Origin of the sequence: Kitasatospora sp. NPDC088861 (assembly GCF_044750105.1) — a bacterium.
GTDB lineage: Bacteria > Actinomycetota > Actinomycetes > Streptomycetales > Streptomycetaceae > Kitasatospora.
This window is the reverse complement of record NZ_JBIVJF010000002.1, coordinates 470,668-484,859: the sequence shown is the minus strand read 5'-3', so window position 1 is coordinate 484,859 and position 14,192 is coordinate 470,668. Positions and strand designations below refer to the sequence as shown.

Annotated in this window: 9 protein-coding genes; 8 read left to right on the top strand and 1 reads right to left on the bottom strand. The window is 75.5% G+C overall.

Translation table 11 applies throughout. The features are described 5' to 3' along the window. Positions 1–2 precede the first annotated feature (2 nt). From ACIP37_RS05865 to ACIP37_RS05830, 8 genes are read left to right on the top strand one after another with little or no spacing between them, the layout of a single operon-like run. Positions 3–2,549, top strand: coding sequence for a hypothetical protein (locus ACIP37_RS05865; RefSeq protein ID WP_400802930.1), 2,547 nt, complete (start codon positions 3–5; stop codon positions 2,547–2,549). Next, the gene (locus tag ACIP37_RS05860) at positions 2,546–4,903 is read left to right on the top strand and encodes a lantibiotic dehydratase (RefSeq protein WP_400843346.1); all 2,358 of its coding nucleotides are present in this window, start codon (positions 2,546–2,548) and stop codon (positions 4,901–4,903) included. Before ACIP37_RS05865 ends, ACIP37_RS05860 begins: the two co-directional genes overlap by 4 nt. 8 nt (positions 4,904–4,911) lie before the next feature. Then, the gene (locus tag ACIP37_RS05855; protein ID WP_400843343.1) at positions 4,912–6,393 is read left to right on the top strand and encodes a hypothetical protein; all 1,482 of its coding nucleotides are present in this window, start codon (positions 4,912–4,914) and stop codon (positions 6,391–6,393) included. Then, complete coding sequence (locus ACIP37_RS05850) at positions 6,390–8,723, top strand: lantibiotic dehydratase (RefSeq protein WP_400802937.1); 2,334 nt, start codon at positions 6,390–6,392, stop codon at positions 8,721–8,723. Before ACIP37_RS05855 ends, ACIP37_RS05850 begins: the two co-directional genes overlap by 4 nt. Next, positions 8,720–9,985, top strand: coding sequence for a metallopeptidase TldD-related protein (locus tag ACIP37_RS05845; RefSeq protein ID WP_400802939.1), 1,266 nt, complete (start codon positions 8,720–8,722; stop codon positions 9,983–9,985). The genes ACIP37_RS05850 and ACIP37_RS05845 overlap by 4 nt, the downstream gene beginning before the upstream one ends. Continuing rightward, on the top strand, positions 9,978–11,060 hold the full coding sequence (locus tag ACIP37_RS05840) for a hypothetical protein (protein WP_363586669.1): 1,083 nt from the start codon (positions 9,978–9,980) through the stop codon (positions 11,058–11,060). Before ACIP37_RS05845 ends, ACIP37_RS05840 begins: the two co-directional genes overlap by 8 nt. Next, on the top strand, positions 11,032–12,135 hold the full coding sequence (locus ACIP37_RS05835; protein ID WP_400802944.1) for an NAD(P)/FAD-dependent oxidoreductase: 1,104 nt from the start codon (positions 11,032–11,034) through the stop codon (positions 12,133–12,135). The genes ACIP37_RS05840 and ACIP37_RS05835 overlap by 29 nt, the downstream gene beginning before the upstream one ends. Then, on the top strand, positions 12,135–12,806 hold the full coding sequence (locus ACIP37_RS05830) for a VOC family protein (protein ID WP_363586667.1): 672 nt from the start codon (positions 12,135–12,137) through the stop codon (positions 12,804–12,806). The genes ACIP37_RS05835 and ACIP37_RS05830 overlap by 1 nt, the downstream gene beginning before the upstream one ends. A gap of 107 nt (positions 12,807–12,913) precedes the next feature. Here ACIP37_RS05830 and ACIP37_RS05825 read toward each other — a convergent pair whose 3' ends face one another. Beyond that, positions 12,914–14,113 carry a M20 family metallopeptidase gene (locus ACIP37_RS05825; protein WP_400802947.1) on the bottom strand — a complete coding sequence of 400 codons (1,200 nt, stop codon included), beginning with the start codon at positions 14,111–14,113 and terminating at the stop codon, positions 12,914–12,916. Between the last annotated feature and the right edge of the window lie 79 nt (positions 14,114–14,192).

Sequence of the window (14,192 nt, the reverse complement as noted above, 5' to 3'; positions counted from 1 at the left end):
CCATGACCGACCATGCGACCCAGGGGGAGACGGGACAGCGGGCCAGGTGGCAGCTCTACGATCGGCTGCTGCTGCGGAGGGCGGGCTTCGGCATCGGCCTGCTGACCGCTCTCGGTGACGGGCCGGCGGGTGCCGCGGCCGCGGAGTACCGGGAGGCGGTGGCGCGGTTCGAGCGGAGCCGCGCCCGGCTCCAGGAGGCGATCGCCAAGTCCGTCACCGGCGCCGACCGCGAGCGGGACCGGGCCGGACTGCGCGAACTGTCGAAGCTGCGCGGCCGGGTGGGCCGCCGGCTGCCGGTGGAGCCCGACCCGCGCGGCGGCGACGTGGCATCGGCAGTGGCGTCGGCGGTGGCATCGGCGGTCGACGGCTACCGCGCGGCGCACTCCGCTCAGCAGCAGGCGGGCGAGCGGCTGACCGCCGCGCTGGGTGAGGAGGTGCTGCGGCGGCCGGAGCGGGTCCGCGACCTGCTCCGCGACGAGCGGGTGTGCGACGCCCTGCTCCAGCTGTCGCCGTCCTTCCACACCGAGGCGGTGCGCTGGGTCGACGGCTGGCAGCAGCAGGACAGCGCGACGGGCCGCAACCGCGCCAAGGACCGATCCTTCTACCGCCGGGTCTACCTGTACGGCCAGCGGCTCGGCGCGAAGAACGAGACGACCAGCTTCTTCGGTCCGCTGGTGCACGGCCGGGTCGACCGTGGGGCCCAGGGCACCGTCCTCGGCCCCGAGACGGCCTGCGGCTACCACGTCCTGGAGGCGCAGACCGCGTTCTGGGCGGTGTGCGAGCTGGCCAAGCTCATCGGTACGGACCCGCAGGTGCGGGACCGCCCGCCCGTGGCCTGGATGCCGTCCTGCCGCAGGACACCGGGCAGGACACCGGGCAGGACACCGAGCGGGACACCGGGCGGGACACCGGGGTCGGGCGAGGTGCCGGGGACGGCGTCGGGGACGATCCAGTCCGCCGACGGCCGCCGGATCACCCTGTCCGGGGTGCGGTGGCAGCTCGCCGAGGCCGTCGACGGGCGACGTTCCCCCGTCGAACTGGCGGCGCTGGCGGGGCTCGACCTCGCGGAGACGCGCCGGGTCCTGGACCGGCTGCGGCAGGCCGGGGCCGTCCGGCTCTGGCCCGAGCCGCCGTCCACGGCGGCGCGGCCGCTGGACTGGCTGGTCTCCTGGGCCGACCGCTACGCGGAGGGCACCGCCTGGCCGGTGCGGCTGCGGGAACTGCGCGACCTGGGCGACGCCTACGCGGCGGCCGACGGCCACCGCGCCCGGGCGGCCGCGCTGGAGCGCGTCGAGGAGTGCTTCACCCGGCTCACCGAAGTCGACGCACGTCGCGCCGGCGGCCGGATGTACGCGGACCGGCTGGTGGTGTCCCTGGACGCCAAGGGCGACCAGAGCCCGGTGGTGGTCGGTGGCGACGTGGCCGGGCGCTGGGAGTCCGAGCTCAGCCCGGTGCTGGACGTGGCCGCCCGCTACGGCGAGCTCCAGCAGCACGCGGCGGCCGAGCTGTGCGCGGGGATCCTGCGCGAGGCGGGCGGCGGCGCCATGCCGTACGACGAGCTGATCCGCCGGATGCGCGCCTCGGTCGAGGCGGGCGGTCTGGACCGGCTCGCCGGGCCACTGATCGGGTTCAAGCGGGACTACGCGGCACTGGTGGAATCCGCCGTGCGGGGCCAGGAGGCCCGGCTCTCCCCCGCCGAGCTCGCGGGGTTCGCGCCCGAGCCCGGCCGGCCCCGTTTCGTCAGCCCTGACCTGATGCTGGAGAGCCGGGAGGACGGCGGCGGACTGCTGGTGCTGGGCGAGCTGCACCCGTACGTCTTCGCCTGGGGTTCACAGGGGCTGTTCAGCGACGAACAGGACCGGATGCTGGGCGACTTCGCGGCGGGTCTCGAACCGTGGGGCGGCCCCGAGCGGCTGGCCACGGTGATCCGCCGCAGGCGCCACAAGGGCCTGGTGGCCGACTGGTTCCCGGGCCGCTTCATCGAGATCACCTCGGTGGCCACCGACGACCGGGAGCGGACGGTGCCGCTGACCGATCTGACCGTCGTCCTGGTGGACGGCACGCCCCGGCTGCGCACCCCGGACGGGGAACTGACCCTGTACGCCGGCGAGGACGACCACGTGCACCTGCGGGCCTTCGCCGCACCCGGAGTGGGGCTGCCGCTGGTGCGGATCGGGGACTTCGCGCCGAGGATCGTGGTCGGGGACCTGCTCGTGCAGCGGGCGCGCTGGTGGTTCGACCGGGCCGACCTCGGGGTCGACGCGGCGCGCGACCCCGCCGCCGCCTTCCTCGCCGTCCAGTCGCTGCGGGCCCGGCATGGAGTGCCCCGGTTCTGCTTCGCCTCCCTCGCGCACGAGCCGAAACCGGTCGGAATCGACCTGGACAGTCCGCTGGCCGTCGACGCACTGGTGGCGATGGTGCTGGCCGGTGACAGTGCGACGGTGTCGCTGGCCGAGATGAGGCCTGCGCCGGACGCGCTGTGGCTGCGCCACGGCGGGGCCCCCGTGACCTCGGAGTTCCGGATCGCCATGAAGAGGGCATCGTCATGACCCACCGATCCGACCGATCCGACCGGCCCCACCGGCCCCACCGGCCCGACCGATCCGACCTGTCGCCGCAGGAGTCGGCGCCGGCGCCGCGGCGGCACGGCTGGGAGCTGCTGCCCACGGTCGTCCTGCGCAGCGCCGGGTTCCCCTGGCAGATGGTCGAGCGACTGGCCTGCGAACGGACCCGTCTGCTCATCGAGGAGCTGTTCGCCCTGGAGGCCCGGTCGGCCGACGTGGCGTCACGGCTGCACCCGGCGGGGCGGCTGTCCCGGGGCCAGCAGGCGAAGTTGCGCGGTCTGCGGCCGCTGCCCGCGTCGGACAACCTGCCCGCCGACTGGCTGGCCGAGTGGAACGCCGCGGCGGAGCGGGTGAGCGCGGCGCGGGAGCGGCTCGCCGCCACCGTCGAGGCCGACACGGCGGCGGTCGACGAGGCGCTCGCCGCCGTCCGCACCGATCCGCGGGTCAACGACGCCATCGTCTGCTCATCGCCCGCCGTCCACCGCGATCTCGCACGGGGTGCGACCGGCGGCCGGATCCGGCGCCAACTCGCCTCCTACGCACAGCGGCTGGCGTCCAAGAGCGAGACGATGAGCTTCTTCGGGCCCATCAACTACGGCAGGCTCAGCCCTGGCTCCGACGCCGCCACGGCGCTGGACTGGGAGGGCCACACGGCGATCCGGGTCCGCCAGGCGCACACCGCGGCCCGGGTCAACGACGCCGTGCAGGACCTGCTGCTGGGCGACCCGGCGCTGGCCGAGCGGCTGGCGCCGGTGCGCAAGACGATGACGGGGCCGCCCCGCGGCACGGGCGTCGGCGCGGCGCTGCTGCGGGAGGCCGACGGCGTACGGACGGTGGCCGGGATCGCGTCCGGGTGCGGCGCCGGTGCCCTGGAGGCGGTGGAGGCGTTCGCGGCCGCCGTGGCGAAGGGGACGCTGACGCACACCCTGTGTCCGCCGGCGACCGTGGTCGACCCGCTGCGCTGGACCCTGGAGCGCATCGACGCCTCGGACACCGAGACGGCCGCCCGCGCGGCCGGGGTGCGGGCCCTGCTGATGAAGGTGCTCGAACTGCTCGACGGCTACCCGTCGGCGCCGCCCGAGCGGAAACTGACCGTCCAGGCCGAACTGGAGTCGCTGCTGCCCGTCACCGACCGCTCGGCGGAACGCGGACGCTTCTACAACGACCGGGTCATCATCCACGAGGCCGCCGTCGGCACGGCTGGGCTGGAGGTCCGTGGACCGCTGGCCCGCGACATGTGCGACGCCGTCGCGCCGGTGCTCGACCTGCTGGCCCACGAGGCCGAGGCGACCCGCGTACGCACCAACCGGGCGGTCGCGGCCCGGCTCGGAGCGGGAAGGATCCCGCTGCTGCGGGCGCTGCGGGAGTGCGCGGACCTCGCCATCGAGCCGGGTGGAGAGCTCGGCGCCGAGCTGAGCCGGGTGGTCGAGGCCGAAGGCGCGGACCGGGCCGAACTCGACGTGGCGGGGCTGCTCGCCGCACCGCCACCGCCTGCCGCCCCGGTGCTGTGCTCCATCGACGTCCTGATCGCGGCGCCCGACCTGGCCGGGTACGAGCCGGGGGTGACCCCGCTCGTGCTCGGCGACATCCACGACGCGGCGCTGCTCACCCCGTGGGCGCTGCAGGGCCATCCGGACGCCGCGGCGCTGCTCGCCGAGCGGGACGCCGGGGTGCGCAGGGCCCTGGGCGACCAGCTGGCCGTCAACGTGATCTCCCGTCGTACGACCGGGCTGCCGCCGCTGGAGTTCCCCGGTGTGGTGCTCGAACTGGGCGGCAGGGCCGGCGCGGACCGGGAGCGGATCGGCCTGGACCAGCTGTGGCTGGAGAGCGACGGCGAACGGGTCGTCCTGCGCGGCGAAACCCACCCCGGCCGGAGCCTGCTGTTCCACAACGGCGAGCTCGACACCGCCGTGCACACCGCGCTGGCACTGCCCCGGATCCGCCGCCCGGTGCTGCCGGACCTGCCGCACGTGCCGCGGCTGCGCTGGGGCAACGTGGTGTTCTCGCGGCGCCGCTGGGCGCTGCCGAGCGCGGCGCTGCTGGAGGCGCACGGCAGCCGGCAGGAGGCCGAGCGGCTGCTCGCCTCGGCCCGGCTGCTCCGGGAACGGGGCCTGCCCGACCGCTTCTTCGCGAAGTCACCGGCCGAACGCAAACCGGTGTACGTGGACACCGCGAGCCCCGAACTCCTCAAGGGCATGGCCCGGCTGGCGGGCACGGCGGAACAGCTCCTGCTGTCCGAGACGCTGCCCGCACCCGAGGACGCCTGGCTGCGGGACGGGGAGTTGCGCTTCGCCTCCGAGCTGCGCTGTGTGTATCTGCGGGGCGGTGGTGAGCGGTGACGCGCCGGGTGGTGCTCCCTCCCCTGTTCGATCCGAGTCTGGAACCGGAACTCGGGCCGGACGACGAACTGATCGACGTGAACGCGCACTTCGTCGCACGCCTCGCGGGCACCGGGGCACTCGCCGCGCTGGCCGACGACTACGCCCTCGGCAGGCGCGGCGGGAGCGACCCCGCGGAGGACCGGACCAGGGCGCTGTTCGCGCGGGCCGCCGCACGGGTCACCGCGCTGGTCACCGCGCGGGGCGGCCATGGCGCGGGCCGGCTGCGCGCCATGGGCATGGCGCTGCGGCTGGCGGGCGAGGCCGATCCGGCCCTGCGGCTGGCCGCGGACGACGTGGAACTCGTCGACGGCACCACCGAGTGCGGGGCCGATGTGGTGCTGGCCGCGCAGCGGACCGAGCTGCTGGGGCCCGAGGCGCGGTGGACACGTGCGGCGGCCCCGGACGGGCGGGTGCACCTGGTGATCGAGACCGACCAGCAACTCCCGGCGGCCGCGGTGCTCCTGGAGGCGCTCGGCCCCGGAAGGGTCGTGCTGTGCGGGCGTTTCGCCACCGCGCACCGGGAGGCGCTGCGCGCGCTCGCCCCGTTCTCGGCGGCGGCGGGCTTCGACGACTGGGCTCCGGCCTGGCGGCTGGGCAAGGAGTGGTCGGGGGACGACACGCCGGTCCGCTGGGTCCGCCGCGCGGCCGACTGGCAGGCCAGCGCCCCCTGGGCGGGCTGGCTGACCCCGGACGAGGCGGCGGCGCTGCCCGCCGGGGCGTGGCGCGAGTGCCGGGGCGCGGCGCTGACCGTGGCACGGCTGGCGTCCTGGGCCGAGGTGACGGGGGCGGACGGCAGCCGTACCGATCTGCGGGCCGTCCTGGACGCTGCGGACGCGGTGGACGGGGCCCTGCTCCGGGTCGAACTGCTCGTCGGGGCGCCCGGGGTGGGTGCCGAGGAGACCGGCGCCGCGGTGCGGAGCCTGCTGTCCGGGCCGGGACCCCGGCTCGCGGGGCTCAGCCCGTTCCGACTGCCGACGGCCGGTGGCGGTGCGGCACCGCAGGCCTGGGACGGCGTGCCGCTGATCCGGCACCCGGCCCCGGGGCACGATCTGCCCCGCTGGGACCGGTTCAGCGGGCCCGGGACGCTCGACGAAGCGGCGCGCGCCGCGGCGATCGGCGCACTCAACGCCGAACTCGGTGCCGTGGCCGACCTGTTCCCCGGCCGGTTCGCCTGCTGCGTGCTCGCCGCACCGGACGGGACCGCGGTGTGGGAGCCGTCGGCCGCCGTCGTGGCCGGGGAGGGACCCGGCCCGGACGGCCAGGGCCCGGGTTCGTTCGTGGTGAACCTGCGGACGGGCAGCGCGTTCCGGCTGCATCCGAAGCTGACGCCGGTCGTGGAGCGGCTCTCGTCCGGCGACACCGCCGTCCTGGACCGGATCAGCGACGGTGCCCGAAGGAAACTGACCGACCGGCTGGTCCAGGCCGGTGTGATGCGGAGGAGCCAGTGAGCCGACAGTGGCGCATCGGGCGGGAGTTCATCCTGCGCCATGCGGGAATGCCGTTCGACTGGCTGGAGGAGCTGGGCGCGCCCCACTCCCTGCTGGAACTCGCGGACGAGCTGCTCGACCGCGAGCGGACCGTACTGGAGCTGGTGGAGGCGCAGTTCAGCGGGCCCCGCGCCGAGTCGCTGCGCTCCGACGTGCTGCGCGGACGGGCGCGGCAGCTGCCGGCGTCCGGCGGGGCGCAGTGGAGCCGGGCGGTGAGCGCCTGGGCCGACGCCTGGGAACGCTACGCGCTCGCCTGCCGGCAGGCCGACGACGAGGCCGGCAAGCGACTGCGGGACCTGCTGGCGGATCCGGGGGTCTCCGAGGCCGTGTTCCTGTCCAACCCGGACGCGTACCGCAACATGCTGCTCCCGCTGCTGGCGTACGAAGGCCCGCTGACCTCGCGCTGGCGCCGGGTGCGCCGGCAGATGTTCACGTACGTGCAGCGGTTCTGCGCGAAGAACGAGACGGTGAGCTTCTTCGGGCCCATGGCGTACGGCACGGTGGGCGAGGGTGAGGGCGCCGTACTGCGCGACGACGTGCCCCGTGTCCGCCGGGTGTTCTTCTCGCACTGGGCGGCGCGTGCGCTGGCCACGGCGATCGCCCGGGACCCCAAGATCCTTCCGCATCTCGCGTTCCACTCCACCGGACGTGGTGACGCGGCGCGGGAGCCGCTGCTGCCGCTCGTGGCCCCGGACGGAACGGTGTTCCGCGACGTGGTGCGCGCCGCCGGGCAACCGGCCCGCGACGTGGCCAGGACGCTGATGCGGCTGGTGGCCGAGGAGGCCGTCACCATCGGCCTCGGCGGCGGCGACTACGACCTGGAGCCCCTCGCGACCCTGCGGGACCAGCTCTCCGCGCTGCCCGCCTCGCCGGCCCGCGAGCTGTGGCTCGACCGGACAGCCGAACTCTCGTCCCTCATCGGCGAGTTGGCGGAGGTGCCGCTGGAGCGCAAGGCCGCCGCCGTCGCCGCCCTGGAGGAGCGGTTCACCGAGTTCACCGGCAGGCCGGCCAGGCGGGGCGCCGGTGCGGCGTACGCCGACCGCGCCGTGTTCTTCGAGGAGTGCGCGTCGCCCTTCGCGCTGACCCTCGGAGCCGGGCTGGTCGGCGACTGGGAGCGGCAGCTCGCCCCCGTGATGGAGGTGTGCGCCGCGCACGGGCAAGCCGCCCAGCGCGCGGCGGCGGCCGCGGTGCGCGACGCCTTCACGGACGGCACCGCGGGAGGGGCGGGCGCCGAAGGCCGCGACGGATCCGGGCCACCGGCGGCCACGGAGTTGGACCTCCTCACGTACGCGACCCGAGCGGCCGCGAGCCGGTCCGACTCGACCAGCACCTTCCAGGCAGCCCACGCACCCGTCTACCCCGGCGCCGACTGGCGGGCCGAGGTCGAGCGGCTGACCGAGGAGGCCGGGGCGCTGGACGGCGACCGGTACGCGGTCATCGACCTGTGCCCCGCAGCGCCGGACACCTCCGGGCTCGGCGCCGCCGCCCCGCTCGTCCTCTCCCGCGCCCACCACCACCTGCTGGTGCACAGCTGGCTGGGCACGATGCACCCGGATCCGGACCGGCTCGGCGCGGACGCCGCCGCCTGGACGGCGGCGCAGGACGGCGCGGTCGTCGGCCTCGACTTCGGGCGCCGCAACAAGGGCTACTACCGCTTCCCCGGCCGTGAGGTCGCGATGCGCCCGCTGACCTGGACCGACCACGATCAGCCGGAGCTGCTGAAGCCGGAGGACCTCACCGTCCGCATCGGGCCGCACGACGTCACCCTGCACGATCCGGACGGCAAGGCGGTCAGCGCGTACGTCCCGCTGAGCGACTTCGTCAAGTACGCCCCGATCGCCGCCCTCTCGCATCCGCAGGTGCTCCACCCCACCTTCACCACCGAGGACGCGCAGCCCGAAGTGGCCCTGGGGTCGGTCGTCCTGCAGCGGTCCCGGTGGCAGGTGCCCACCGCGGCGCTCGCGGCACCGGAACCCGAAGCGCGGTTCCTCGCGCTGCGCAGGCTGGCCCGGGAGACCGGAACGCGGTTCGTCTTCTGCCGCAGCGCCCATGAGCGCAAGCCGTACCTGATCGACCTGGCCTCACCGCTCGCGGCCGACCTGGTCAGCCATGTGGCGCGCGGCGCCGAGCAGTTGGGCGTGGAGCGGATGGCGCCGGGGCCGGACGAGCTGTGGCTGCGCGACGGCGAGGGCCGGCGCTACACCAGCGAGCTGCGGATGCAGATCATCGGCAGCAGCGGCAGCAGGAACAGCGACGGCAGCACCAGCAGCGACGGGAGCAGCACGCGATGACGCACACCACGCTCTTCGCCGAGCACTCGCTGCGGATGCGGGCCGACGTGCTCCCGGACGGCGCCGTCTCCACCGAGCGGACCTCGGTGCGCGGAATGAGCGTCGAACGGCACCTCGACCGGGGCTTCACCGAGCACCGCTTCGCCGACGGCGACGACCTGCTGGCCTCGGGCGCCGCCGGAGCGGGCCCGGAGGCCGCCGACGCGCTGCGCGAGGTGCAGGAACGGCCGCTGTTCGAGCTGACCCCCGAGCTGCGCGCCGAGCTCGCCGGGATCGCCGCCGAGACCGGCGCGGAGCTGACCCTGGGTGTGGCCCAGCAGCACGTCGCCGCCGGCAGCGCGGACCGCGTCGCCACCACGGAGCGGATCGTCACGACCCTGGAGACCAGGCTGACCGGCGACGACGGCACCGTCCACTCCCGGTCGCTGTTGTGCGCCCCCGCGGGCTCCGCCCCGGACGGGCTGAGGGACGCGGCCGTGCGGACGGCCGACGCGGTGCGCGAACGCCTCGCACTGCCGCTCGCCACCGAACTCCCGGAGGGCGCCGACCTCGTGCTGCTGCCCGGTCTCGCCGGGGCGTTCTTCCACGAGATCGTCGGGCACCCGATGGAAGCCGACGTGGTCGCGTCCGGAACGAGCTACCTCGGGGCGCGCGCCGGGCGGCGGGTCGCACCCGCGTGGCTGTCGGTGGTCGACGGCGGTGCGCACGACGGGCCGGGCTACCGCAGTCCGTTCGACGACGAGGGCACCCCGTGCCGCGCCCTGCGGCTGATCGACCGGGGCACGGTGGGGCGGCCGATGACCGACCGGGCGCTCGCCGCCCTGCTCGGCGGCGGCCCCGGCACGGGCCACGGGCGCAAACAGAGCTACCGGCATCCGGCGATCCCCCGGATGACCCACACCGTGGCCCTGATCGAGCCCGCGGCCGAGCCGGAGCCGCCCTCGGGCGACTGGATCGCCCCGTACGGGCTGCGGCTGGACATGATGAACATCGCCTCGGGCGCCTTCGTCTTCCACGCCCCGTTCTCCCTGCTGCACCGCGCCGACGGCAGCACCGCCCGGCTGGGCCCGCTGACGGTGACCGGTGACGGAGCGCGGGTGCTCGCGGGCCTGCGGCCCTACGAGCACCGGGTCGCCGCCTACCTGCGGGCCACCGGAGGCTGCGGGAAGCTGGGGCAGTACCCGGTGCCGGTGTCGTTCGCCAACGCCGGATTCCGGCTGCCAGCCGGACTCGTCGGGCTGCGGGCGGTGGCCCGTGGCTGAGACCAGGACACGTGCCTCCGGAATCGTCACGCCCACCCGCGGCGCGGCGCGGCTGACCGTCTCGCTCGACACCCTGCGCCTCGAACGGGACGCGAAGGGCCGGGTCACCGGCTCCCGCCGGGTCGCCGGGTCGCCGGACCAGGACGCGGGCAAGGAGACCGGGCTGCTGCTCACCGAGGCGGCCGAACGGACGGCGTCGGCCGTCGCCGGACTCCAGAGCGCGGTGGCGCAGGTCCACGAGTGGCGTGACGGCGACGGCCTGCCGGTGTCGAGGCGGGCCGAGCTGCTGGCCCGCGTCGAGACCCCCGGCGGTCCGGTGCTGCTCGGCACCAGCGGCCAGGGGGATCCGGCCGGGCTCGTGGAGGCGCTGCCCTGGGGCGAACTCGGGGCGCTCTCGGAGCCGTTCGTGCCGGCCGACCCGCCGGACGACTGGCGCGAGCGGCCACTGCTGCTGCGGCCCTCCGCGGCGGCGGTGCTGGTGGCCGGTGCGGCCTTCTCGCTGACCTCGCGCGGGGGTCGCGCGACCGCTGCCCGGCTGGCGGGGCGGCGCATACTGCCGCAGCTGACCCTGACCGATCTGCCGTCGGCGCCGCCCGAGTCGGGGCTGGACGACCGGGGCGACCCGGCGGCGGCCACCGTCCTGGTCGACGGCGGCCGGATCTGCCCGCCGCCCCCGCTCGCCGAGGGCATCGCGCTCGGCCGGGCCGTGTGGGACCACGACACCGGCGGGTTCGGCCCGCCGCCGCTGGCCCGGCTCGAACTCGGCGGGCCCCGGGCCGAGGTGCCCCCGGACGCGGTGGAACTCGTCTGGTGCGTGGAGGGCCTCCAGCGTTACCACGGCGACGGCACCGTCCGGCTCCAGTGCCTGGCCAGGGTCGCGGACCGGCCCGGCGGCTGGTTCCGCCTCGCCCTACGGGGCAAGCCCGTCCACCTGCTGCGCCAGGCCCGCGGCCTGGCCGGCCCGCCCATGGCTGTCCACAGCGACAGCGACGTGACCACCCGCTCGCTGGTACTCGCCGGCGCGGCCGAAATGGAAGGTGCAGGACATGCCGTCGTCACCGTCATCACCCCCTGACTTCACGCTCATCGGCGGAGGGATCGTCGGCGCCTGCCTCGCCGAGGAGTTGAGCGACAGCGGGGCGTCGGTCCGGGTGCTCGACTCCGGTGCCGAACCCGGGCACGCGACCAACCGCGCGGCGGGGGTGGCGGTTCCCTCGCTGCGCTACCTCACCGACCGGGAGTTCTACGACTGGCTGCGGACCGCCAAGCGGGACCTGGACGCCGACGTCGCCCGGCTGGAGCCGGAGTACGGCGCGTTCAGCGTGGCCAGGCCCATCCTGCGCGCCCTGCGCGAGACGGACGTGGAGGCCCACGGCGACGTGCTGAGCGGGCTCGGCGTCGGCGACTGGGTGGAGGGCGGCGCCCTCGCGCAGGCCGCGCCCGGGCTCAAGCTGCCGACCAGCAGGCGCTACCTCCTCGACCCGGACGGGCTGATGATCGACGGCCGCCGCTACCTGGACGCCGTACGGCGCCGGTGCCTGGCCCGGGGCGTCGACTGGCGGCAGGGCGTCACGGTCCGGGAGGTGCGCGAGGAGGGCGCGGCCGTCTCGGTGGTGACCTCCGACGGGACGCTCCGCGCGGACCGGGTGGTGATCACGGCCGGTGCCTGGAGTTCGGGCAAGGGCCTGGCCGAGGCGACCGGAGTCCGGCCGCAGCGCGGGCAGATGGCGGTGCTGCGGACCGACGAGGAGCTGAACTGCATCCTGTCCTCCGCCTACTACCTCGCGCCCGGGGTCGGTGACGACGTGATCGTCGGTGCGACGGAGGAGGACACGGGGTTCGCCGAGCACGTGACCACCCAGGGCATCGCGCACCTGCTGCGGTTCGCCACGACCGTCATGCCGGGGCTCGCGGACTCGGTGCCCGTGGAGCTCCGTGCCGGACTGCGCCCGGTGTCCGGCACCGGACGGCCGCTGGCGGGCGCGCTGCCCGGCCACGAGCGGATCTTCCTGTCGGCCGGCCACGCCGGGCACGGGCTGCTCTCGGCGCGCGCCACCGGCAAGGGCATGGCCGCCGGCCTGGTCGGCGACGACTGGGAGGCCCTGCCGTACAGCATGTGCCCCTCGCACGCCCTGGGCGGTGCCTCCTGATGCGCATCGACCACGTGATCCTCGGCGCGCGGACCATCGAGCCGCTGCGCGAACTGCTGTGGGACCAGTACGGGTTCGGCATCACCGACGGCAGTCCCAACCCGGACGGCACGGCGAGCTGGGTGGTGCCCTTCGACACGCCCGACGTGCAGTACCTGGAACTGCTCGTCACCCACGACGAACGGCGGCTGGCGGGCGAGGACTTCGGCCGGCTGTTCCTGGAACGGACCGCGGACGGGCCGGACTTCCTCAACTGGGCGGCACTGACCGACGACATCGAGTCCACCGCGCGCGAGGTGGAGACGGTCACCGGAGCGGATCCGGACCTCTTCCGCGGCGAGTCGGTCCGGGCCGACGGCCTGAGCGTGCCGTGGGCGGAGGCGGCGTTCGACCTGTCGTGGCGCAGCCGGGTACTGCCGTTCTTCCTGAGCTACGGCGACCCGCAGGCGCGCGCGGCACGGGTGCCGGGCGATCTCGAGGCGGCCGGGCACCGGGTGTGCCCGACGTCGCTACGGCTCCTGGAGACAGGCCCGGCGCCGGAGCGGGACTGGGCGGACCGGTGGCCCGGACTCGCCGCGCTCGACGTCCTCGTCGACCCCGCGGCGGGCCCCCGCATCTCGGCGGTGCACATCGACACCGCCGAGGGCGAGACGGTGGTGCGGCTTCCGTGACCCCCGCACGCCCCGCACCCGCGGGGGCACCGGGCGGCCTCCGCCGCAGCACCGCCGCGGCCGGGGCGTCCGGACCCGCCCGGCCGGGCGGGTCCGGACGGCGGCGGTCAGCCGGCCGTGCGGCCCGCGTCACGACGAGCCGCGTGGGCCGTGAGCAGCCGCTCCCGGGCCTGGTCGTCCTCGGCGGCCCGCGCCGCCGTCCAGGCCAGTGCGACGGACGCCTGGAGCAGCGCCCGGTCGGCGGCCGGGCTCACGCAGGCCCGGGCGAACTCCGGCTGGTGGTTGACCGCGCCGCCGGTGTCGATGCCGATGCTGGGGTGCACGCTGGGCAGGACCCGGCTGACGTTGCCCATGTCGGTGCTGCCGGTGGGCATCGCGCGCTCCTCCTCCGGGGACACCAGGGGGCGGCCCAGTTCGGTCGCCGCCGCCCGGTAGGCCGCCACCAGGAACGGGTCGTGCGCCAGTTCGGCGTACGCGGGTGTCGAGCGGACCTCGTGGGTGCAGCCGGTGGCGACGGCGCCGCCCTCGAAGCAGGCTCTGACGCGTGCTTCCAGGCGCCCCAGGGACTCCATGTCGGCGGCCCGCAGGTTGTACAGCGCGCTGGTGTGCGCGGGGACCACGTTGGGCACCTCGCCGCCCCTGGTCACGATGCCGTGCACCTGCTGCCGCGGCTCGAAGTGCTGGCGGCCCACGCCGACGGCGACCTCCGCCACGGTCAGGGCGTCGGCGGCGTTGACGCCCAGGTGCGGGGCGAGGGCGGAGTGCGACTCGCGTCCGGTGTAACGGACTTCGAGCTCGACCAGGGCGAGGGGGCGGGGAGCACAGTTGTCCTCGGGGGCCGGGTGGACGAGCATCGCCATCGACACCTCGTCGAAGACACCGGCCTCCAGCATGGCGATCTTGCCGCCGCCCTCCTCCTCGGCCGGGGTGCCCAGCACCATGACGGTGATGCCGAGGTCGTCGGCCACGTCCCTCAGCGCCAGGGCCGCGCCCACCGACGAGGCGGCGATGATGTTGTGGCCGCAGGCGTGGCCGAGGCCCGGCAGCGCGTCGTACTCCGCGCACAGCCCGACCGTGAGCGGGCCGCTGCCGTAGCGGGCGGTGAACGCGGTGTCCAGGCCGCCGGCGCCGTGCACCACCTCGAACCCCTCGTCCCGCAGCAGGCCGCTCACCTTGGCGGCGCTGCGGTGCTCCTTGAACGCGGTCTCCGGCTCGGCGTGAATACTCCTCGACAGCGCGATCAGTTCGTGTTCGGCGCGTTCAACGCTTTCGCGACAACCACGCATGATCCGAGACGAGATTCGCATCTTCTCTTTCCCCTCCGAATGACCTGGATCGCCGCCGGCCGGATGGCCGGACAATTCCCTGGCCTTTTCCTTCCTACCG